At 64.5% G+C, this 22,071-nt stretch carries 22 protein-coding genes; 13 read left to right on the top strand and 9 right to left on the bottom strand.

Translation table 11 applies throughout. The annotated features are described in order from the left end of the window. Positions 1–53: 53 nt before the first annotated feature. The 5 genes from HWX91_RS06345 to fliE all read right to left on the bottom strand — a co-directional run bounded on the left by HWX91_RS06345 (position 54) and on the right by fliE (position 3,296). Positions 54–419, bottom strand: a complete 366-nt coding sequence (locus HWX91_RS06345) for an EscU/YscU/HrcU family type III secretion system export apparatus switch protein (protein ID WP_028198535.1) — start codon at positions 417–419, stop codon at positions 54–56. Next, the gene (gene fliK / locus HWX91_RS06340; RefSeq protein WP_028198534.1) at positions 419–1,825 is read right to left on the bottom strand and encodes a flagellar hook-length control protein FliK; all 1,407 of its coding nucleotides are present in this window, start codon (positions 1,823–1,825) and stop codon (positions 419–421) included. Before fliK ends, HWX91_RS06345 begins: the two co-directional genes overlap by 1 nt. Positions 1,826–1,906: 81 nt before the next feature. Continuing rightward, positions 1,907–2,233, bottom strand: a complete 327-nt coding sequence (locus HWX91_RS06335) for a flagellar protein FliT (RefSeq protein WP_028198533.1) — start codon at positions 2,231–2,233, stop codon at positions 1,907–1,909. Continuing rightward, positions 2,230–2,664, bottom strand: a complete 435-nt coding sequence (gene fliS, locus HWX91_RS06330) for a flagellar export chaperone FliS (RefSeq protein ID WP_028198532.1) — start codon at positions 2,662–2,664, stop codon at positions 2,230–2,232. The genes HWX91_RS06335 and fliS overlap by 4 nt, the downstream gene beginning before the upstream one ends. A 296-nt stretch (positions 2,665–2,960) precedes the next feature. Beyond that, positions 2,961–3,296 (bottom strand): flagellar hook-basal body complex protein FliE, encoded by a 336-nt coding sequence (gene fliE / locus HWX91_RS06325; protein WP_028198531.1) that lies wholly within the window; start codon positions 3,294–3,296, stop codon positions 2,961–2,963. Positions 3,297–3,533: 237 nt separating this feature from the next. Here fliE and fliF point away from each other — a divergent pair, with 237 nt between their 5' ends. The 13 genes from fliF (at position 3,534) to fliR (ending at position 16,477) form a co-directional block, all read left to right on the top strand. Next, complete coding sequence (fliF, locus tag HWX91_RS06320) at positions 3,534–5,333, top strand: flagellar basal-body MS-ring/collar protein FliF (RefSeq protein WP_028198530.1); 1,800 nt, start codon at positions 3,534–3,536, stop codon at positions 5,331–5,333. Continuing rightward, the gene (gene fliG / locus HWX91_RS06315; RefSeq protein WP_028198529.1) at positions 5,323–6,318 is read left to right on the top strand and encodes a flagellar motor switch protein FliG; all 996 of its coding nucleotides are present in this window, start codon (positions 5,323–5,325) and stop codon (positions 6,316–6,318) included. The genes fliF and fliG overlap by 11 nt, the downstream gene beginning before the upstream one ends. After that, on the top strand, positions 6,305–6,988 hold the full coding sequence (gene fliH, locus HWX91_RS06310) for a flagellar assembly protein FliH (protein WP_028198528.1): 684 nt from the start codon (positions 6,305–6,307) through the stop codon (positions 6,986–6,988). Before fliG ends, fliH begins: the two co-directional genes overlap by 14 nt. Further along, positions 6,982–8,667 (top strand): flagellar protein export ATPase FliI, encoded by a 1,686-nt coding sequence (fliI, locus tag HWX91_RS06305; protein WP_028198527.1) that lies wholly within the window; start codon positions 6,982–6,984, stop codon positions 8,665–8,667. Before fliH ends, fliI begins: the two co-directional genes overlap by 7 nt. A gap of 2 nt (positions 8,668–8,669) precedes the next feature. Beyond that, positions 8,670–9,119, top strand: coding sequence for a flagellar export protein FliJ (fliJ, locus tag HWX91_RS06300; RefSeq protein WP_028198526.1), 450 nt, complete (start codon positions 8,670–8,672; stop codon positions 9,117–9,119). Positions 9,120–9,179: 60 nt separating this feature from the next. Next, positions 9,180–10,712: a flagellar hook-length control protein FliK gene (locus HWX91_RS06295; RefSeq protein WP_028198525.1), complete on the top strand. Its 1,533-nt coding sequence runs from the start codon at positions 9,180–9,182 to the stop codon at positions 10,710–10,712. Positions 10,713–11,809: 1,097 nt separating this feature from the next. After that, positions 11,810–12,316, top strand: a complete 507-nt coding sequence (gene fliL / locus HWX91_RS06290) for a flagellar basal body-associated protein FliL (RefSeq protein WP_028198524.1) — start codon at positions 11,810–11,812, stop codon at positions 12,314–12,316. A gap of 50 nt (positions 12,317–12,366) precedes the next feature. After that, a complete protein-coding gene (fliM, locus tag HWX91_RS06285; RefSeq protein WP_028198523.1) occupies positions 12,367–13,365 on the top strand; it encodes a flagellar motor switch protein FliM in 999 nt (332 codons plus the stop codon). Next, positions 13,358–13,822, top strand: coding sequence for a flagellar motor switch protein FliN (fliN, locus tag HWX91_RS06280; protein WP_028198522.1), 465 nt, complete (start codon positions 13,358–13,360; stop codon positions 13,820–13,822). Before fliM ends, fliN begins: the two co-directional genes overlap by 8 nt. After that, positions 13,819–14,481 carry a flagellar biosynthetic protein FliO gene (fliO, locus tag HWX91_RS06275; RefSeq protein WP_028198521.1) on the top strand — a complete coding sequence of 221 codons (663 nt, stop codon included), beginning with the start codon at positions 13,819–13,821 and terminating at the stop codon, positions 14,479–14,481. The genes fliN and fliO overlap by 4 nt, the downstream gene beginning before the upstream one ends. A gap of 62 nt (positions 14,482–14,543) precedes the next feature. Then, a complete protein-coding gene (fliP, locus tag HWX91_RS06270; protein ID WP_244144000.1) occupies positions 14,544–15,323 on the top strand; it encodes a flagellar type III secretion system pore protein FliP in 780 nt (259 codons plus the stop codon). A gap of 56 nt (positions 15,324–15,379) precedes the next feature. Further along, positions 15,380–15,649: a flagellar biosynthesis protein FliQ gene (gene fliQ / locus HWX91_RS06265; protein ID WP_028198519.1), complete on the top strand. Its 270-nt coding sequence runs from the start codon at positions 15,380–15,382 to the stop codon at positions 15,647–15,649. A 45-nt stretch (positions 15,650–15,694) separates the two neighbouring features. Continuing rightward, positions 15,695–16,477: a flagellar biosynthetic protein FliR gene (gene fliR / locus HWX91_RS06260; protein WP_028198518.1), complete on the top strand. Its 783-nt coding sequence runs from the start codon at positions 15,695–15,697 to the stop codon at positions 16,475–16,477. Positions 16,478–16,554: 77 nt separating this feature from the next. Here fliR and flgL read toward each other — a convergent pair whose 3' ends face one another. The 4 genes from flgL to flgJ all read right to left on the bottom strand — a co-directional run bounded on the left by flgL (position 16,555) and on the right by flgJ (position 22,068). After that, positions 16,555–17,775, bottom strand: a complete 1,221-nt coding sequence (flgL, locus tag HWX91_RS06255) for a flagellar hook-associated protein FlgL (protein WP_028198517.1) — start codon at positions 17,773–17,775, stop codon at positions 16,555–16,557. Between the two features lie 10 nt (positions 17,776–17,785). After that, positions 17,786–19,768: a flagellar hook-associated protein FlgK gene (gene flgK, locus HWX91_RS06250; RefSeq protein WP_028198516.1), complete on the bottom strand. Its 1,983-nt coding sequence runs from the start codon at positions 19,766–19,768 to the stop codon at positions 17,786–17,788. Between the two features lie 97 nt (positions 19,769–19,865). Beyond that, positions 19,866–20,639 (bottom strand): flagellar brake protein, encoded by a 774-nt coding sequence (locus HWX91_RS06245; protein WP_174459558.1) that lies wholly within the window; start codon positions 20,637–20,639, stop codon positions 19,866–19,868. 430 nt (positions 20,640–21,069) lie between these two features. After that, positions 21,070–22,068 carry a flagellar assembly peptidoglycan hydrolase FlgJ gene (flgJ, locus tag HWX91_RS06240; RefSeq protein WP_028198514.1) on the bottom strand — a complete coding sequence of 333 codons (999 nt, stop codon included), beginning with the start codon at positions 22,066–22,068 and terminating at the stop codon, positions 21,070–21,072. Between the last annotated feature and the right edge of the window lie 3 nt (positions 22,069–22,071).

Here is a 22,071-nt window from a genome sequence, read left to right as displayed (position 1 = left end):
GCTGTCCGGGCGACGGGCGATAGGCGGTCGGGCCCGCCAGCCCCACCTCCGCCTCAGCGCCTGGACGCTCCGCCAGAAACGTCCGCTATGTCCGTCGCCACCACATCGGTCACGTCATGCACGGCAGCGGCTCCGCCTTCGGGTTCATTCTCCGCACCGCTTTCCAGCCGATGCAGCCAGGCGAGCAACTCCGCCACCGCCTGATAGAGCTGCGGCGGAATCCGCGTATCGAGATCGACCTGCATCAGCAACGAGACCATTTCCGGTGACTCGTGCACATACAGACCGGCCTCCTTGGCGCGCTGCACGATCATCTCGGCCAGCATGCCGTAGCCTTTGGCGACGACGCGCGGCGCGGGATCGTTGCCTTGTGCGTCGTAGACGAGCGCGGCCGCGCTGCGGCGATGTTTGCGGCTCATCACATATCCCAATCGAAATCGTCGAGCGGCGCGGACGAGCGGTCAGCCCGCCCCGCGCGATGCCCCGCCGACGCTTTGTCAGCCGCCGAGGCAGCAGATGCCGCCGAGGCCGAGCGCGCATACGCGGACGCCGCCGCCTGTCCGGCTACCGCGGCGCCCGCCGCGGTAGCCGGCATGCCGCCGCCAATCTCGCGAATCGTCAGCCCGTGCAATTCGATGCCTGCCGCCGCGAGCCGTTGACGAAAATCCTCACCCTGCACGGACAAGCGCGCCGCGCCAACCGGACTCGCCTGCACGCGCGCGACCAGCCGTGAGCCCGTCAGCGTCAGGTCCGCGTCGACGATGCCGAGTGTCGGCAGCGACAGCGTCAGCCGCGTGCGCCACGGTTGATCGTCCTCGCTCGCCGTGCCGCCGCCGCTGCGATCCCATTCATCGCCTTCCTGCTCGATGGTCCAGTCGAGCTTGGCGCCCGGCCATGCTTCGCCGGTCCAGCGGAATTGCCCGGTAGCGAGCAGATCGAGTTGCTGGCGCACCAGCGGCACGGTCGCGGGATGAACCGCGGCTGCCATCGATTGTGTGTTTTGCGACGACCCGCCGTCGTCCAGCGGCGTCGCGGCACCGCGTAAGCTCGCATGCGCCGGCTGGCCGTTCAGGTCGGACAGCGAACTCGCCAGCACCTCGCCCGCTACGAAACGCGCGGCCTGCGCGGTCTGGATCGACGGCATCCGGCCTGCCGCGTTGCCGTCCGGCGCGCCGTTGGCCGGGCCGTTGGGCGTACCGCCCGCGCCCTGCCGGGCTGCCGCATTGGCAGACGGAGCCTGCTCGGCGTCGCTCGCCCAGTTGAGCGGCAGTTGCGCGGCGGCGGCCACCAGCTTGTTCTGCGCCTCGCCGGCCAGCGCGGCCGGCGTGCTTTGACCGGCCAGCCATTGTGCGAGATGGGATTCGTAAAACAGGCCGCTTTCACCGACCGTCTGTTCGAGCGCGGCGGCGAGCGCGGCGACCGGCACCTGGGCCGCCGCGACATTGGCGGTGGCCGCGGTGCCGGCGGTATTCGGATTCGCGGAGGGAGCAGCGGATGGGGCAGCCGTATCGAAGAGCGGCAAGCCACCAGCCTCGATATCGAGCGCCGGCGCGGCCGGCCAGATCGGCGCCTGGCCGAGCACGGCCGGCGTCGCCTCGCCGCCAGAGTTCACGATCGCATTGAGCGTCAGCGCGACGGCGGACAGCGCGGTCTGGGCGGAAGCCGGCGGGGCTGCGGGAGGCGCGACAGGGGTGGTGTTGAGAACTTCGGTATCGACGCCCGCAGCGCCAGTCTGCGAGGCCGTCGCGCTGCCCGGCGCAAGATTGAGCAGACTGTCGACCCGGTTCGCGAGCAGCGAACTGACGACCGTGTCGATTCCGTTCATACCGATTCCTTGGTCACATTGGCAGCGGCACGCTCAAATATAGTCGGACAGACTGAGGCAGCGTGTTGCCCGCGGGCGCACTCAGCGCGCCCCGTACAATTCCTTGAGCACGCGAGTCGGCCGTCCGGCGAACAACGCCGACAGATTGGCCATGCGCGGATTCGCCAGATCCCGGATCGCCGCGTCGTCGGCCAGAATCTGCCGGATCAGCGTGTACTTGCGCAGACGCTCCGCATCGTCCAGCCTGACGCCGGTTTCCGCGTCTTTCAATGCGTCCACCAGATTCCGGTATTCCTCCTGCAAATGGGCCAGATCGCTCCACAGGGCCCGCCGGGCGGCTGTCAGCATGCGGCGGGAAATCGCTGCAATCGCCTCGTAGCGGGCGAAATATTCTGCGTTCGATGTCATCTCATGCTTTCCGCGGCCGGCTGGGCTGCCATCCGCGCGATCTCCGGGGCGATCCCGATCCATGCCTCTTCGAGTGTCGCCAGCAGGCCATCGACCTCGACCAGCATCGCCTCGCTCTGTTTTATATTGGCTTCGAGCAACCGGCGCGACATATAGGTATATAGCGCGTCCAACCGCTCTGCAATCTCGCCGCCCACCTCGAGGTTCAGCGATAGTTGCAGCCCGCTTTCGACGATCTGAATCGCCTTGCCGATCGCCTCACCACGAGCCGGCACATTGCCTTGCTGCACATGCATGCGCGCTTGCGCGATCGCCTGCCGGGCGCCCTGATACAACATCACGATCAGACGATGCGGACTCGCGCCCATCACCCCTGTCTCGACGCCGACGCGTGCATACGCATTGGCTCCAGAGTGTCCTGGGGAAAACATCGGCGCTCCTCCTCTCTTGCACTGCGGTTGGTCGTGGCACCCCGTCCGGGTGCGCTGCGCACCCAAGATTTCTGCCTATAGCTGGTTATCGGATAGGCAACGGGAAAGCTTTAGGCCGGTGTAAGGAGGATTAAGGGGCCGATCGCGGCGACATCGCGCTGAACGCGGCAAGTTCGCCTGCCATGAAGCGCCTCGCGGGCGCGCCGGGCCGACCGTCCTGCCGTGCAAGCGCACGGTGTTGCATCCGGAGCACAGGCATTCGGGCGGGCGGAACAGCCCTGCCGCCCGAGTCGCACTCACACCGACATCTGCATGATGTCGTTGTAAGCCGACACCAGTTTGTTGCGCACCTGCAGCCCGAACTGGAAGCCGACGTTGGCCTTCTGCATGTCGACCATCACGTCGTTCAGCGAGACGTTGGACGCGCCGAGTTCGAACGCCTGCGATTCGCCGATCGCCTTGGTCTGATCGCCGCTGATCTTGTCCAACGACGCCTTGAGCGCCGAGGCGAACCCGCCGGCCGTTGCCGCGCCGGACTGATCGGCCGCCGGGCTGCTGCCGCCGGTCGCTTGCGCCGCCATCGACTGCATCTGTTGCAGTGCCGACGTGAGCGCGTTTACGGGCAAAGTCATGTTCTCTCCAGGGAATGACGACCGGCATGCCGGAAACCGTACCGATCTGGACGAAAGCATAGCAGCGGGTCCTCAGGGAAAGCCCCGAAACTAGGGGGGAAACCCGGCTCTATTCAAGCAATCGGGTTGAGCGGCGCTGCGGATAATTTCAATCGTGAAAGTCTCTGTCCGTACGCCCGCCGACCCTCGGTGCGCTCAGGCGGCAGAACGCAAAGGCATCCCGGAGATACCCGACGCATGGATTCGTCAGCCAACTCTTTGATCAACCCCGACGCCCGTATGGGCCTCGCCGGCGCGCAGCCGGGCGCCAGCGCTGCCGGCACCGGCCAGGCAGGCGCCGCCGCGGACCTGGGCGGACTGGGGAGCAACCTGGGCGGCAATTTTGGCCAACGTCTGTCGGGTCTCGCGCAAATGCGCGGCAACCCGCGCGCACCGCTGATTTTCGCGGTCGCGTTGCTGGTCGCCATCGTCGCGGGCCTGTTCCTGTGGTCGCGCGCGCCGGACTACAAGGTGCTCTACAGCAACCTGTCGGACCGTGACGGCGGCGCCATCATCACCGCGCTGCAGGCGGCCAACATCCCCTACAAGTTCACCGATGCCGGTGGCGCGATCCTCGTGCCGTCCGAGCAGGTGCACGAAATGCGTCTGCGTCTGGCGGCGCAAGGCTTGCCCAAGAGCGGCTCGGTCGGCTTCGAATTGATGGACAACCAGAAGTTCGGCATCAGCCAGTTCGCCGAGCAGATCAATTACCAGCGCGCGCTGGAGGGTGAACTCGAACGCACGATCGAGTCGATTTCATCGGTGAAGTCGGCGCGCGTGCATCTGGCCATTCCGAAGCCTTCGGTGTTCGTGCGCGACAAGGAAGCGCCGTCGGCCTCCGTGCTGGTCAACCTGTACCCGGGCCGCGCGCTCGACGAAGGCCAGGTGCTGGCGATCACCCACATGGTGTCATCGGCAGTGCCGGATATGCCGGTGAAGGGCGTGACCATCCTCGACCAGGACGGCAACCTGCTGACGCAGCCGTCCACCGGCAGCGGGCTGGACGCCTCGCAACTCAAGTACCGCCAGCAGATCGAGCGCAGCACCCAGCAACGTATCGACGCGATCCTCGCGCCGTTATTCGGTTCGGGCAACGCGCACTCGCAGGTCAGCGCCGACATCGACTTCTCGCGCAGCGAACAGACCTCGGAAAACTACGGCCCGAACGGCAGTCCGCAGCAGGCGGCAATCCGCAGCCAGCAAACCAGCACCGCCACCGAAATGTCCCAGGCCGCGGCCTCCGGCGTGCCGGGCGCGTTGTCGAACCAGCCGCCGCAACCGGCCTCGGCGCCGATCGTCGCCGGTAACGGTGCGAGCGGCGTGACCACCACGCCGGTCAGCGATCGCAAGGATTCGACCACCAACTACGAACTCAACAAGACCGTGCAGCACCTGGAGCAGCCGATGGGCGGCATCAAGCGCCTTTCGGTGGCGGTGGTGGTCAACTACCTGCGAGTGGTCGACGCCAAGGGTCACGCGACCATGCAGCCGGTCACCGCCGACAAGCTCGCGCAAGTCAATCAACTGGTGAAGGACGCGATGGGCTTCGACGCCGCGCGCGGCGACTCGGTCAACGTGGTCAACAGCCCGTTCACCGCCGATATCGATCCGAATGCCGACCTGCCGTGGTGGCGCACGCCGGACATGATCGCGCTCGCCAAGCAGCTCGCAACCTACCTCGGCATTGGCGCGGTCGCCCTGTTCCTGTACTTCGTAATGGTGAAGCCGGCGCTGCGCCGCGCTTTCCCGCCGCCGGAGCCGGTCGCCGCCGCGGCGCTGCCTTCGCCGGACGAACCGATCCTGCTGGACGGCATTCCCGCCGCCGAGCGCGCGGCTACAGCCAGCGTCGCCGAACTCGAAAGCGACAACGAATTGCTCGCGCTGGAAAACTCGAAGCACAAATACGAACGGAACCTGGAATTCGCGCGCAACATTGCCCGCCAGGATCCGAAGATCGTCGCAACCGTCGTGAAAAATTGGGTGTCCGATGAGCGCTGAAGGCGTAATGAAGAGCGCGCTCCTGCTGATGTCGATCGGTGAGGAAGAAGCCGCGCAGGTATTCAAGTTTCTCGGACCGCGCGAGGTTCAGAAGATCGGCGTGGCGATGGCCGCGCTGAAGAACATCACGCGCGAGCAGATCGACGAAGTCCTGCAGGAGTTCGTGCGCGAAGCCGAGAAGCACACCGCCCTCTCGCTCGATTCGAGCGACTACATCCGTTCGGTGCTGACCAAGGCGCTCGGCGACGACAAGGCCGGCGCGATCATCGACCGGATTTTGCAGGGCAGCGATACCAGCGGGATCGAAGGCCTCAAGTGGATGGACTCGGCGGCGGTGGCCGAGCTCATCAAGAACGAACACCCGCAGATCATCGCGACCATTCTGGTTCACCTGGACCGCGATCAGGCTTCGGAAATCGTCGCCTGCTTTACCGAGCGTCTGCGTAACGACGTGCTGCTGCGGATCGCCACGCTGGACGGCATCCAGCCGGCCGCACTGCGCGAACTCGACGACGTGCTGACGGGCCTGCTGTCCGGCAGCGACAACCTGAAGCGCAGCCCGATGGGCGGCATCCGCACGGCGGCCGAAATTCTCAACTTCATGTCGAGCAACCATGAAGAAGGCGTTATCGAGAACGTTCGCCAGTACGACGCGGAACTCGCGCAGAAGATCATCGATCAGATGTTCGTGTTCGAGAACCTGCTCGATCTCGAGGATCGTGCGATCCAGTTGCTGCTGAAGGAAGTCGAGTCCGAGGCGTTGATCATCTCGCTGAAGGGCGCGCCGCCCGCGTTGCGCCAGAAGTTCCTGTCGAACATGTCGCAACGTGCTGCCGAACTGCTCGCCGAAGACCTCGATTCGCGCGGCCCGGTGCGCGTGTCCGAAGTCGAGACGCAGCAGCGCCGTATCCTGCAAATCGTGCGCAATCTGGCGGAAAGCGGCCAGATCGCGCTAGGCGGCAAGGCGGAAGATGCGTATGTCTGATCAGAACTCCGCGGCGAAGGAAAGCCTCTCGGCCTACCAGCGCTGGGAGATGGCTTCGTTCGACCCGGTGCCGCCGGCGCCGCCCGAGCCCGAAGTCGACGACGGCGCGTTCGAAGCCGAACTCGAGCGTGTGCGCGACGCCGCCCATGCGCAGGGCATCGCAACCGGTCACGTGGCCGGGCAGGCGCTCGGTTATCAGGCCGGCTACGAGCAGGGGCATGCGCAAGGTTTCGAGCAGGGCCAGAGCGAAGCGCGCGAAGAAGCGGCGCGTCTGGCCGCGCTGGCCGAGACCTTCAAGGCAGCGCTCGACGGTGCGCAAGGCGCAATTTCGGAGACCCTGGTCGCGTTGGCGCTGGACATCGCCCAGCAGGTGGTGCGCCAGCACGTGCAGCACGATCCCACTGCGCTGATTGCCGCCGCCCGCGAGGTGCTGGCCAGCGAACCGGCGCTGGTCGGCGCGCCTGCGCTGATCGTCAGCCCCGCCGACCTGCCGGTCGTCGAGGCCTATCTGATGGAAGAACTGCAAACGCGCGGCTGGACCGTGCGGACCGATCCGGCGGTCGAGCGCGGTGGCTGCCGCGCCCAGGCCGGCACCGGTGAAGTGGATGCCGGCATCGATACACGCTGGGAGCGCGTCGCCGCCGCCCTCGGCAAGGTGAGCACATGGTGAAGCCGACGCTCGAAGAAATCCGCGCCAGCGATCTGACGCCGCTCGAACGCGAACTGGCGCTGGCGTCGTTCGGCGCCGAGGCGTTGGCGGATGCACCGGCTGCGCTGACGCCCGCCGCGGCCGCCGTCGCGGCTATTGAAGCGGCCTTGCGCGAGCCTGGCCACGGTCATCCGGGCGCGGCGCGGCTGGAGGCGGGTACGCCGCCGAGCCGCGAATCCGCTGCCGCGGAGGCCGCTTCAGACACAACTTCTTCGAGTTCCGCTTCACCCCAGCCTGCCCCATACGATCCCGCACTCGAGAGCAACCCGCACATGCAAGCCTGGCGTGGTCGTCTCGACGCCCTGCGCGAGCGCAACGCAATCGCCAAACCGATGCGGGCCTGCGGACGTTTGACCCGCGCAGCCGGCCTGGTGCTCGAAGCCGTCGGCTTGCGGCTGTCGGTGGGCGCTGAAGTGATGATCGAACTGCCGCGCGGCAGTTCGCTGCCGATGGCCGAAGCCGAAGTGGTTGGCTTCTCCGGCGACAAACTGTTTCTGATGCCGACCACCGAGGTGATCGGCCTCTTGCCCGGCGCGCGCGTGTACCCGCTCGAAAGCGCGCCGATCGCCGATCCAATGGCGGGCGCCAAGCGCCTGCCGGTCGGCTGGGAACTGCTTGGCCGCGTGCTGGACGCGTCCGGCCGCCCGCTCGACGGGCTCGGCCCGCTCGGCGCGCATGCCGATGCGCCGCTGTCGGCGCCGGTCATCAACCCGCTGAACCGCGAGCCGATTCACAAGGTGCTCGACGTCGGCGTGCGCGCGATCAACGCGCTGCTGACCGTGGGCCGCGGCCAGCGCATGGGCCTGTTCGCCGGTTCGGGTGTCGGTAAATCGGTGCTGCTCGGCACGATGGCGCGCTACACCAGCGCCGAGGTGATCGTGATCGGCCTGATCGGCGAACGCGGCCGTGAAGTGAAGGAATTCATCGAACAGATTCTCGGCGAGGAAGGCCTCGCGCGCTCGGTCGTCATCGCCGCGCCGGCCGACGTCTCGCCGCTCTTGCGGATGCAGGCCGCGTCGTACTCGACCTCGCTCGCCGAGTATTTCCGCGATCAGGGCAAGCACGTGCTGCTGCTGATGGATTCGTTGACCCGCTATGCGATGGCGCAGCGCGAGATCGCGCTCGCCGTGGGCGAGCCGCCTGCCACCAAGGGCTATCCGCCTTCGGTGTTCGCCAAGCTGCCGGCGCTCGTCGAACGTACCGGCAACGGCCCGGCGGGCGGCGGATCGATCACCGCGTTCTACACCGTGCTGACCGAAGGCGACGACCAGCAGGACCCGATCGCCGACTCCGCGCGCGCGATTCTGGACGGCCACATCGTGCTGTCTCGCTCGCTCGCCGAGGCCGGCCACTATCCGGCGATTGACATCGAAGCATCGATTAGCCGGGCAATGACCGCGCTGATCGACGATAACCATCTTGAGAAAACGCGTATGTTCAAGCAGATGCTGTCGCGCTACCAGCGCAACCGCGATCTGATCAACGTCGGCGCCTATTCGAGCGGGCGCGACGCGCTGCTCGACCGTGCGATTGCGTTGTACCCGCGGATGGAAGCTTTTTTGCAGCAAGGTTTCCGCGAATGCGCGAACTTTGAACCGAGTCTCGAGATGCTGGACGCTCTGTTTGCCCAAGGAGGCTGACGATGGCGAAACATTTTCCGATCAAGACACTTATCGGCCTCGCTCAGGACGATGTGGACGCGGCCGCGCAACGTCTGGGCCGCGCACAGCGCGAGCGCAACGACGTGCAATCGCAACTTGATGCGCTGGTGCAGTACCGCGACGAATATCACGCGCGCTTCACGGCAACCGCTCAGACCGGCATGCCGGCCGGCAACATGCGCAATTTCCAGGCGTTCATCGACACGCTCGACGCCGCCATCGAACAGCAGCGCAACCTGCTGGTGACCGCCAATGCGCGCGTGGAGGCGGCCAAGCCCGACTGGCAACGCCAGAAGCAGAAGCTTGGTTCGTACGAAGTGCTGCAGGCGCGCGGCGAGGCTGCCGAAGCAAAAGTCACGGCGCGGCGCGATCAGCGCGATGCCGACGAACATGCCGCCCGCATTCTGAGGATGCGCGCCGAGGGCGTTTGACGCGCCCGGGCGCCGCCTCGCTGACCGAACACCCCGTTTGACGGATTGACAGGATTCCCTATGTCGCTTCTTTCACAGATCGGCTCACTGCTCGGCTCCGCCAGCAGCACGTCCACCACTGCGGCCATGGCTGCGGCGGCGAACGCCACACCGTTCTCGCAGACCCTGCAGCAGAGCATCAACCTGCAGAACAACACGGCGGTGCAGAGCGCGAGCAAGCCGCCGGCTCCGCCGTCCTCTTCATCTTCTTCGTCTGCTTCCTCGTCGTCTTCGGCCTCTTCGTCCTCTTCGGCCTCTTCGTCGAGCGTGCATGACGCGCCGCCGCCGTCCGATCCGTCGACGCAGAACCAGAATGCCGCGAGCAGCAACACGAGCAACGGCAGCTCGGCGAATGGGTCTGCATCCAGCTCGTCGTCGGCTTCGTCGTCCGGCTCGCAGCAGGCCTCGAACGGCACGAACAACGCGACACCTTCGAAGTCCACCAACACCACCACGCAGACCGACGCGGGTACGGCAGCGGCCGCCGCAGCCGCGCAGGCACAAGCGCAAGCGCAGGCCAACGCGAACAACGCCGCCGATCCGGCGAGCACCGACCCTGCCGCCGCGCTGACTGACGCCGCGACCACGCAGGCTGGCACGGACCCCACGACGGATGGCGCCACCGGCAAAAAGACTTCCGCGACCGATTCCAAGTCCGCGCAGGACGCCCTGCAGGCAGCGCTGGCCGCGCTGGCGAGCGGCCAGGCGGTGGTCCCGGCGCAGGCGCTTGCCAGCGGCGCGGCGGCGAACGCAACGCCGGCGGGCAGTTTGGGTGCTGGCGCGAGCAACGGACTGACCGAATCGGCGGACGGCAAGACCTTGGCGGCTGGTTTATTCGGCAACGGCAAGGGATCGGGCGCCGGCAAGACCACATCGACGACCGCGGCTACGACCGTGGCCGATCCATCGGCGGCGGCGAAGGCGGCAGCCGACGCACTGGGCGCGACTGCTGCCGGTGGTGCGCAGACTGACGATCTGGCCTCCTTCAAGAGTGCGGCCGATGCCGCGACGGCGGCGCTGGCGGCCGGCCAGGCTGCGGCGGGGGCCGCGAGCACGACCACGGCTGTGCAGACGACGGGGAACGCCGGTGCGGCGGAAGTGGCGAATGCGTTGTCGCCGCAGGTGGGCACGACGGATTGGGAAGACGCGTTGAGTCAGAAGGTGGTGTTTTTGTCGAATGCCCATTCGCAGAGCGCCGAGCTGACTTTGAATCCGAAGGATCTGGGGCCGCTGCAGGTTGTGTTGCAGGTTGCCGATAACCATGCACATGCGTTGTTTGTTTCGCAGCACCAGCAGGTGCGGGAAGCTGTCGAGGCCGCCTTGCCGAAGCTTCGCGAGGCGATGGAATCGAATGGGATTGGGTTGGGGAGCGCTAGTGTCAGCGATGGGTTTGCTCGGCAGGGCGGGCAGCAGAGTGCTGGGTCTGGGCGTTCTGGTGGGAGTGGCAGCGGGGCTGCCGGGTCTTTTGGCGGCGGGGCCGCGGGTGATTCTGATTCTGTAGTGGCTGATGTTGCCGTTCGGCGGAGTGTTGGGTTGGTTGATACGTTTGCTTGATTTTGTGTTTTTGGCCTGGTCGGCGGTTTGCTGTTTTCGTGGTCTGTTCTGGTGTTGGTCTTTTGGTCTTTTTGGCCTTTCCTTGAATTGTTAGTGGTCTATTAGCGTTGCCCCTGTGCGGGGCGGCACCTACTTTTCTTTGCCGGCCGCAAAGAAAAGTAGGCAAAAGAAAGCGGCTCACACCGCTAATTCTTAAGCGGGTCCCCTGGCTTGGAGAGGGTAGTGGTGCATCTGGAATCCGTGTTCCCGCGCACTCCGCGTCAGCGACAAGGCGCTCATCAGCTCCCACTCCGCACTGCGTGCGTCGCGGATGGGTCTGCCTGGGAAACCAGCAGCTTCGCTTCGCGCAGCGGGTGCCCTCGGCTTCGCCTCGGCGAAATGCCCCCGCTCTGATTGGCCAACCCCACTTCGGAAATGTCGGTGCGTTGCTCTTGTTTTCGCTTTCGCGGCGCGATTGAGATCGCTGTTGCGGCTGAGCTTGCAGCAGCGGGGCAGCGGCGAGCAGGGAACCGAGGCAAACGGCAGCGGGAGGCCGAGGCCTGGTGACAGCGATGCTGCCGACGAGTCAGTATCTGCATAAATCGAGGCGTGAAACCGCAGCGGGCGAATCGAGGCGCGAAACCGCAGCGGGCGGATCGAGGGTGGAAGCCGTAGCGGGGTGGCGATATGAACGGGGTATCGGCGCGCGCAGCGCCGCCGGAGGTATGACTGCCTTGTCACTGAGGCGGAGTGTGCGAGGCGACAGATTCCAGATGCGCCACTACCGCCACTGTGCGGGGGACCCGCTTAAGAATTAGCGGTTTGAGCCGCTTTCTTTTGCCTACTTTTCTTTGCGGCAGGCAAAGAAAAGTAGGTGCCGCCCCGCACAGGGGCAACGCTAATAGACCACTAACAAAGCAAGGAAAGGCCAAAGAACCAACACCAGAACAGACCACAACAACAGCAAGGCAACGCCCAAAACCAGATCAACAAGAAAACCGCCGACCAGGCAAAAACCAGAGATAGCCCTCAATACCCCTTCTTTTCGACCCATCGCGCCGCAGGCAAATCAACAACAATCACCCTCATCAGCAATAAAGGCAAGCAAAGCAAACCTCATGGCAACCACGACCGCAAACCAGCAAGCCGTGCCCGCTTCCCCGGGCCCCTTGAAGCGCATCATCCTGATCGTCCTCATCGCGATCATCGCCGCGGGCGCTGCCGGCGCGGGTGTGTGGTTCTTCATGTCCAAACGCGCGCCGACCCCGGTGTCGGCGGAAACCGCCAGCGCTCCGCCGCCGCTCGCCGCGCCGCTGTTCTTCCCGCTCGAATCGATGACCGTCAACCTGCAATCGGACGACGGCCAGCAACACTTCCTGCGTATCGGCCTGACCCTCAAGCTCAACGACCCGAAAACCCAGCAGGAACTCACCGAGCATATGCCGGAAGTACGCAGCCGCATCCTCCTCGCCCTGTCGAACAAACACCCGGAAGAACTCGCGCCGCTGGAAGGCAAACGCGCGCTGGCCGCCGAACTCCGGACGCTGATCGAAGAGCCGACCGACAAGGGCGCGGCGCCGATCCATGTCCAGGACGTGCTGTTCACCGAATTCGTCGTGCAGTGAAACTGATTCACGCTGCCATCACTAACCGCCGGACGCACGAGGAATAAGGAATGGGCCACGAAGAGTTCATGTCCCAGGAGGAGGTCGATGCCCTCCTCAAGGGCGTCACCGGCGAGTCCGATTCGGAAACCGAGCAGACTGATCGCGCCGGGGTACGTCCGTACAACATCGCGACGCAAGAACGCATCGTCCGCGGCCGGATGCCCGGTCTCGAGATCATCAACGACCGCTTCGCGCGTCTGTTGCGCGTCGGTATCTTCAACTTCATGCGGCGCTCGGCGGAAATCTCCGTCGGTCCGGTGAAAGTGGTGAAGTACAGCGAGTTCACCCGCAACCTGCCGATCCCGACCAACCTGAACCTGGTCCATGTGAAGCCGTTGCGCGGCACATCACTGTTCGTGTTCGACCCGAATCTGGTGTTCTTCGTGGTCGACAACCTGTTCGGCGGCGACGGGCGTTTTCATACCCGCGTCGAAGGCCGCGATTTCACGGCAACCGAGCAGCGCATCATCATGAAGCTGCTCAATCTCACGTTCGAACACTACGCGGCGTCGTGGAAAAGCGTGCGCCCGCTGCAGTTCGAATTCGTGCGCTCGGAAATGCACACGCAGTTCGCCAACGTGGCGACGCCGAACGAAATCGTCATCGTCACGCAGTTCTCGATCGAGTTCGGCACGACGGGCGGCACGCTGCACATCTGCATGCCGTATTCGATGATCGAACCGATTCGCGACATTCTGTCGTCGCCGATCCAGGGCGAGGCGCTGGAAGTCGACCGCCGCTGGGTTCGCGTGCTGTCGCAACAGGTGCAGGCAGCGGAAGTGGAACTGACCGCCGACCTCGCACAGGTGCCGGTTACGTTCGAACAGATCCTGAACATGCGCAAAGGCGATGTTTTGCCGATCAACATCCCTGAACACATCACGGCGAAAGTCGATGGCGTGCCGGTGATGGAATGCGGCTACGGAATTTTCAATGGTCAGTACGCGTTGCGGGTCCAGAAAATGATCAGCGCAGCCGACACGATGAAGGAAGGTGGATATGAGTGACCTGAACGCAAAGACTGAGGCCGAACTGGCCGCCGGCGAGCCGCAACTGGCCGCCGACGCCGCAGCCGCCGAAGACGACGCGGCGATGGCCGACTGGGCCAGCGCGCTGGCCGAACAGAACGACAACACGGAAGTCAGCGCGGCCACGGCCGGCGTGTTCCAGCCGCTCTCGAAGGTCGAATCGACCTCGACGCGCAACGACATCGACATGATCCTGGACATTCCCGTCCAGATGACCGTCGAACTCGGCCGTACCAAAATCGCGATCCGCAATCTGCTGCAACTGGCGCAAGGCTCGGTGGTGGAACTGGACGGCATGGCGGGTGAACCGATGGACGTGCTGGTCAACGGCTGCCTGATCGCCCAGGGCGAAGTGGTGGTCGTGAACGACAAGTTCGGTATCCGTCTGACCGACATCATCACGCCGTCCGAACGCATCCGGAAGCTGAATCGATGAAACGCGTTGCCGGTCGCGCCATGCTGCATGCGTCGCGCAATCTTTTCAATCGCACTGTGCCCGCAGCCTCGACAGCAGCGACCGCAACGGCAACGACGTCAACGGCCACCTCGGCGCTGGTGTTCGCAGCAGCCTGCGTGGCGAGCTTCGCCGCATCAGCCGCTCACGCAGCCGACATGAACGCGGTCAACAACGCCGCAAACATCGCATCGGGTGTCGGCGCCGGCACAGCCGTTCCGGCGCTCGGCGTGGGCGCGGTGCTGCAAACCATCGTCGGCCTGCTGGTGGTGATCGGCCTGGTATTCGCCTGCGCATGGCTCGCGCGCCGCTTCGGCTTGCAGCCGGCCAATCGCAGCGGCCTCGTGAAGACGATTGGGGGCGCCTCGCTCGGCGGCAAGGAGCGCGTCGCCGTGGTAGAGATCGGCGACACGTGGCTCGTGCTCGGCACGGCACCCGGCAATGTGCGTCTGCTGCACACCCTGCCCGCCGGTTCGGTCGCGGGCGATTCCGTCGCGAGCACGCAACCGGACGCAACGGGCGGCTCGGATGCATCGGCTAAGGGCACGGCATTGCCCGGCACCTTCAGTCAACGCTTTCGCGACGCTTTACGAGGCGAAGTGAGCAAACGTTTCAACGGGCAAGGCAACGGGGATCGGTAATGCAGTTCAGTCTTCAATCATCGCGCCCCGCGCAGTCAAGCCATCGAGTGCACAGCACTCGCATGTCCCGCATCGCTTTGAAAGTCGTTGCCAGCCTGCGCCGCGCGGCGCCTGTGGCGTTGCCGGCCCTGATGCTCGCGCTGCCGACGCTGTCGTTCGCACAAGCCGCCGGCTTGCCCGCCTTCAATACGAGCCCGGGCCCGAACGGCGGTACGACCTACTCGTTGAGCGTGCAGACGATGCTGCTGCTCACGATGCTGTCGTTCCTGCCGGCCATGGTGCTGATGATGACGAGCTTCACGCGCATCATCATCGTCTTGTCGCTGCTGCGTCAGGCGCTCGGCACCACCACCACGCCGCCGAACCAGGTGCTGGTCGGTCTCGCGCTGTTCCTCACGCTGTTCGTGATGTCGCCGGTGCTCGACAAGGCCTATAACGACGGCTACAAACCGTTCTCCGACGGCTCGATACCGATGGAGACCGCCGTCAGCCGCGGCCTCGCGCCGTTCAAGACCTTCATGCTGCGCCAGACCCGCGAAAGCGATCTCGCGCTGTTCGCCCGCATCTCGCACGCCGCACCCATGCAGGGTCCGGAAGACGTGCCGCTGTCGCTGCTGGTGCCGTCGTTCGTGACGAGCGAACTGAAGACGGGTTTCCAGATCGGCTTCACGATTTTCATCCCGTTCCTGATCATCGACATGGTGGTAGCGAGCGTGCTGATGTCGATGGGGATGATGATGGTGTCGCCCGCCACCATCTCGCTGCCGTTCAAGCTGATGCTGTTCGTGCTGGTGGACGGTTGGCAATTGCTGCTCGGCTCGCTCGCGCAAAGCTTTGTTTAACCGCCGGTTCACCTCGCTGCGTCACTTAACCCCTCACGCATCGCACTGAAAACGCCATGAATCAAGAATCCGTCATGACGCTCGCGCACCAGGCCATGTATGTCGGCCTGCTGCTTGCCGCGCCGTTGCTGCTGGTCGCGCTGGTGGTCGGTCTGGTGGTGAGCCTGTTCCAGGCCGCCACGCAGATCAATGAAACCACGCTGTCGTTCATTCCGAAGCTGCTCGCGATCGCGATTACGATGGTGATCGCCGGTCCGTGGATGCTGACGACCATGCTCGACTACCTGCGCCAGACGCTCACCAACATTCCCTCGCTGGTCAACTGAGCGCGGCCCAGGCCTTCGCCCGGCGCTCGCCCCCTCCCCTCAGCCATGTTTTCCGTCACCTACGCCCAACTGAACGCCTGGCTCACGGCGTTCCTGTGGCCGTTCGTACGGATTCTCGCGCTGGTGGCAACCGCGCCGGTGCTCGGCCACCGCTCGCTGCCCACACGCGTGAAGATCGGTCTCGCGGCCTTCATTACGATCATCGTCGCGCCCACGCTCGGCGCACTGCCGCAAGTCACGGTGTTTTCCGCCGCAGGCGTGTGGATCATCGTCAACCAGTTCCTGATCGGCATCGCGCTCGGCATGACGATGCAGATCGTGTTTCAGGCGATCAGCGCCACCGGCGATTTCGTCGGGCTCGGCATGGGCCTCGGCTTCGCGACATTCTTCGATGCGCAGGCGAGCAGTTCGAGCCAGGTGCTGTCGAGCTATATGAACACCATCGCCATGCTGGTGTTTCTGGTGATCGACGGCCATTTGCAGATGATCAGCGCGCTGCTGGCCACCTTCCAGTCCGTGCCGGTGTCGGCGAACATTCTGGGTGCACCCGGCTGGCGCACCCTGGCGAATTTCGGCAGCACGGTGTTTTCCGCCGGCCTGCTGCTGTCGCTGCCGGTGGTCGTCGCTCTGCTGATCACCAATCTCGCGCTCGGCATCCTGAACCGCGCGGCGCCGCAAATCGGCGTGTTCCAGATCGGCTTTCCACTGACGATGCTGATCGGCATGCTGCTTCTGCAACTGATGATCCCGAACATGATTCCGTTCTTCATGCGCCTGTTCGATATCGGCATCGATCAGATGGGACGGGTTGCAGCAGGATTGAAGTAGCGTACGCGGAAAACAGGAAGGGCGGGAGCCGGCTCACACCGGCTTCCGCCCCTCCCTGTTTCAGACTACTGCCGCGTTCAGTTCAGGTACTGGAACAGCGAAACGCTCTGAATCTTCACGAATGCCTGCTGTGCCGCTTGCAGCGCGTTTTGCGTCATCGTGTACTGGCCGATCGTCTTGACCATGTCGGTCTGGGTCAGATCCGCCAGGTTGCTCGCCGTCTGCAAGGTGTTGCTCTGCGTAACCGTCTGCAATGCCTGCACTTGCTGCTCGCGGCCACCCACCGCCGCCTGCGCCGTCACGACATTGTTCATCGTGTTTTCGAGCTGGGTCATGCTGGTGGTCAGCGCGCTCTGGAAGCTGGCCGTCGAGGCGCCGCCCGACACCGGCGTTTGCAAGGTGGTGATCAACTGGCTCAGGTTGGCGAACACGTCCGTGCTGCCTTGCGTGGCCGGCGTCACCGTGAAGCTGTCGCCCGCGTCCGGCGCGCCGCTGATCGACACGGTCTGGCCGCCCAGCGTGATCGCCGAGCCGGCCGTGAACGGTTGCGGTCCGCCCGTGGTCACCGTGCCGGAAGGCGTGGTCTGGGTCACCGTGTAGGTGGTCGCCGACGTGAAGGAAATGGTGTACTTGTCCGCGTTGGCCGGGTTGGTCGGATTCGTCATGCTGACGGTGCTGACCACGCCTGTGCCCGTGTTGCCGGTCGTCGCTGCCGGTACCGAGCTGGTGCCGATCGCCGCCACACTGTTGAAGATCGCGATCCCGTTGTCACCCGTCTGAATGGTGTGCGAGGGGGTGATCTGCATGGCAGGCGTGCCGGTATCGCCCGAATAGGTCACCGCGCCGGCCGAGTTGGTGGTGTATGGCTGCGCGGTGCTTTGATAACCGCCAAACAACGCATTGCCCTGCGGGTCGGTCGAGTTGGCGAGCGTGAGCAGCTGGCTGCGCAAGCTCTGCAATTGCGTCGCGATCGAGCCACGGTCGCCGTCGTTCAGCGAACCGTCGCCGGCGCGCAGCACCAGCGTGTGAATGCTTTGCAGCACGGTATTGACGCTGCCGAGCGTCGAATCTTCCTGCTGCAGCGAAGACAGCGCCACATTCTGGTTGGTCGTGTACTGCGCGAGGCTCGTCGCCGTCGAGCTCAACTGCACCGCCTGCGCCGCGCCGAGCGGATTGTCCGACGGCGTGGAGAGGCTCACGCCGCTCGAGATCTGTGCGTACAGTTGCGACAGCTGAGCTTGCTGGTCGCTCATCGTCGAAACGTTCATGTTGAAGTACTGCATGCTGGAGATACGCATGTTCAACGCCTCACTGGAAGATGCCAAGTATCGTCTGGAACAGGGTCTGCGCGGTCTGGATGACCTTGCTGTTTGCCTGATACAGCTGCTGATACTGAAGCAGGTTGGCTGCTTCTTCGTTGATGTTCACGCCCGAGACCGACTGCTGCGCGGTGGTGATCTGCGTCACCAGCGCGGTCTGCGCCGTGCTCGAGGTCTGAATCTGGTTGGTCTGGTTGCCGATCTGGTTGACGTAGTTCGCATAGGCGCCCGTCAGCGTAACCGTGCCGCCAGCCAGCGCTTTTGCGTTGGACAGGTTCGACAGCGCCAGCGCATTGCGGCCGTCGTTGCTCGCGCCGGTGTTCGGGCCGATGGTGAAGGTGTCGCCGGCAGCCGGTGCGCCGCTGATCGTGACCGACACGCCGTTCATGTTGCCCGCCGTCGCGTTGTTGATCGTCAGCGTCGCGCCGGTGGTCGCCGAATACGGGATCACCGGCGTCGTGCCGGTGTTGTAAGTGGTGGTGGTCGGCGGTGTGCCGGCCGTCACCGTCACCGTCGAGCCGGCCGGGAAACCGGTGAGGCCGGTGCCGTTGTACGACAGCGTGGTGGTCGCATTCGGCATCGTGTAGCCGGCCGTCACCGTGCCTTGCGTGATCGTGGCGGTGCCGGTGTTGCTCGCCGTTGCGGCGCCCAGCACCGGTGCGGCGGCGGCAATCGCCGACGGGTCCGTTGTCGCGGTGTTGAAGCTGTTGAGCGCGCCGCGGGTCGGTTCAACCGTGAACGAGTCGCCGGCGTTCATCGTGCCGGTGGTCGAGAAATTCAGGCCATTGATCGGCTGGCTCAGATTGGCCGCCGAGCCCACCACGTTGCCAGTCGAGTTGTCGGTCAGCGTGTAGATGCTGCCGTTATAGGACAGCGTGTAATCGCCAGTGGTCGGCTGTGCGGGATTCGCGAACGAGACGTTCAGTTGCGCATTGCCGGTATTCTGCGTGTTCGCATAGACGGTCGGGCCGCCCACCGAAAACAGCGCGCCGCCTTGAGCACCGGCGAGCGTAATGCCAAGGCTGTTCTGCGCATTGACCTGCGAAGCGAAGCTCACTGCAATCGCGCCAAGTTGCGCTTCGGCCGGATCGAGCGTCTGGCTGCGGAACGCCAGCAGACCGCCCAGCGTGCCGCCGGTGACTTTGCTGTCGGGCAGGTTTTGCGGCGCGGCGGCCGGGTTGGCGCCGGCCTGGCCGAGATACTGCACCGACAATTCGCTGGTATCGCCCGTCGAAGGCGCGGTGCCCAGGTTGTAGCTGTTGGTTGACGACACGAGCGGCTGGCCGTTGGCCATGAACACGCTGTAGCTGCCGTTGCTGTTCACCACGTTCACGCCGATCAGTTGCGACAGGTTCGACACGGCGAGATCGCGCTGATCCATCAATTGGTTCGGCGGCTGTCCCTGCGTGCTGGCCTGGGAAATCTGGCCGTTCAACTGCGCGATCTGCTGCGTGTAGCTGTTGATCTGCGAAACGGTGTTGCTGAGCTGCGTGTTGACGCTCTGGCGCAGCGCATCGTATTGCTGGCCCGCGGCATTGATCTGGTTCACGAGCGTCTGCGCGCCGCTGATCGCGGTCTGGCGGGTGGCCAGGCTGGAGGCGTTGTTCGAGACGTTCTGCAGACCGGTGAAATAGCTGGTGATCGCGCTCGCAATGCCGGAAGTCGGGCTCCCGACCAGATTGTTCAGTTGCGAGATCAGCGTGTTATAGGTCGACAGCGAGCTGCCCGAGCTCTGCGCGTTGTTCAGCTGAGTGGTCAGATACTGGCTGTACTGGCGCGTCACGGTGACAGTCGAGACCCCCTGCGGCAGGAAGCCGGAACCCGTGTACTGGCCGGCGCTCTCCGCGTAGACCGGGGTTTCGATCGTGTAGCCCGGCGTCGACGCATTGCTGATGTTCTGGCCGGTCGTCGTAAGACCCCACTGGGCTGCGTTCAGTCCACTGAGTCCGAGATTGATGAGGTTGCTCGACATGCGTCATCCTGAAGGGCGACACCGACCGCTTGCCGCCGCGTTACTTGAACATTCTGTTTAACGGCCCTTTCGACGAAAAATTGAGGGCCATTCCGCATCAGCGCACCAGCGAGCGGCGCTTCATTTCGAGTTGCGTAATCAGACGTTGCAGCGTGTTTTCGGCATTGCCCGGCAGTGTCAGAAACCGAAAACCGAGTTGGTAGCGCTGGGTGCCGTTCGGCAACGCCATGGAGCGGTGCGACACCAGTTGCAGATCGAGCGAAAGCCGGCCGAAGCCGCCAAGCGACAGCTCGCAATCCTGCAAGCGCGCGCCCATCGGCAATTCGGCCACGCGCTCATCCGTGGTGCGCATGCCCACGCCACCGAGCGACAGATCGTGCACTTCGAAGCGGAACGTGTCGCCTTCGGGCAAACGGCCGCTGCACATATACGGATCGAGAATCGGTGCATCGACGCGGAAATACTCGCGGCGCTGAACGTAGAACAGCACCTCAGGGAAATCGGCCTCGAACGCGGGCAGCCCTTCATAGCGGGTTTCGCGCGGTGTGGCGGTTACGAACTCGACGCGCACGCCGTCGGGCGAGGCGTGGAACTGGCAACGCGGCGCGGCCAGCAAGCCTCGGTTCTGCTCGGAGAGCGCGCCCCAGTCGAACGTGAAAGTGCGCCCGCGTACGTCGACTTCGAGCAGGCGCGTCACGAGCTGACCGCCCGCATATTCAACGGTGAGGAAATCGCCCCGATTGACGAGGTTACGCAACTGAACGCCGATCTCCAGCGGATTGCGACGGCCGAAATCGGGTGTGCTGTCGTCTAGCGGAGCGTGCGACTGGCCGGGTGCGTCGGTCTGGCCGTGCGACTGGTTAGTATCCATGGGCTTGCCGGTATGCATGTTCTTGCGGGCGCGTGCCAGGGCTCCTGCCGGGGCTTTCGCGCGGTCTTCGTCGAAGCCGCAGCACGCGCATTCAACCGGACATTACAACGCTTTCCGGTATCGGGTCTAACTGATTAGCGGCAGCATTGCGCCAAAATTTAGGGCGGTTAATGAAATATTTGCCACAAACGTTAGAACACCGACAGGCGATCGGCGCAATCCGGTGCATCGAAACCAGGCGGCAATCAGCGGCACATTGCACACATCACGCCGCTTATGCGGGTGGACCGGCCGCCCACAGGCGGCCGGCCTCGTCCGTCTTGTTATGCACCTGGCCCCGTCGCGTGCATACTTTATTCGAGAAAATCAGACTGCAAAAACTGACTGGCTGCGCACTCCCGTGCAACCGCGCCCCTGCATTAACGGCAGCTCAGCCCATTTTCTGCATGATGGACATCAGTTTTTTAGCGTAATGCGGATCGGTCGCGTAACCCGCGCGCTGCATGCCATTGGCAAAGCCATTCACGTCATGCGCGGAATTAATCACCTGCGCATAACGCGGGTTACCCTTGAGCAGGCTCGCGTAGTCGGTCATCGCTTCCTGATACGAGTCGTACGCACGGAATTTTTCGACCACGCGCTGCGGCTTGCCGTTCACATATTCTGTCGTGACCGTCGAGACGGTCTTGCCGGTCCAGTCCTTGGTCGCCTTGATGCCAAACACGTTATGGCTGGTCGACCCGTCCGACTTCTTGATCTCGCTCTTGCCCCAGCCCGATTCAAGCGCGGCCTGGCCGATGATGAAGCGCGCCGGGATGCCGGTTGCCGCGCTGGCGGCCTGGGCCGGCTCGGCAAGCTTGTCGACGAAGGCATCGACCTTCGGCGAGCTGCCGTCGCCTTTGAGCGGCGGCGTCAGCGCGCTGTTGGCCGAGTAGCCCTTACCCATCGCCAGTTGGCCATTGGCCTGCGCATTGCCATAGGCCTTGGCGAGCGCGTTCAGCGCCGCGGTCTGGCCTTCGTCGCCGCCGCTGCCGCCACCCAGTGCATTGGCCATGCCGGCAAGACCGCCGCCCGCGCCGCTGCCGCCGCCCACCTGCAGGCCCTGATTGCGCATCATCTGCTTGAGCATCGCGTCAGCCACGCCGATGCCCTTCTGCGACAACTGTTGCGACAACTGCTGATCCATCATCGACGTGAAGGTGGCGCTGTCGTGCGAATCGAACGGGCCGTCCTGCGGCGTCGCATCGCGCATGCTCTTCAGCATCATCTGCGTGAACACCGCGTCGAACTGCTGCGCGGCCATCTTCATGCCGGCCTGCGGCGAAGCCTTGGCCTGCGCGCTCAATTTGCCGAAGCCCTGCACGTCGAGCGCGAAGCGCTGGGTCAGGTCGTTCGCCATATTGGCGGAATTGGTCGTATCCGAATTCATCCT

Source organism: Paraburkholderia fungorum, assembly GCF_902833645.1.
In the GTDB taxonomy this organism is placed as follows: Bacteria; Pseudomonadota; Gammaproteobacteria; order Burkholderiales; family Burkholderiaceae; genus Paraburkholderia; species Paraburkholderia fungorum.
The sequence above is the reverse complement of the archived record's forward strand: the minus strand, read 5'-3'. Positions and strand labels throughout refer to the sequence as shown.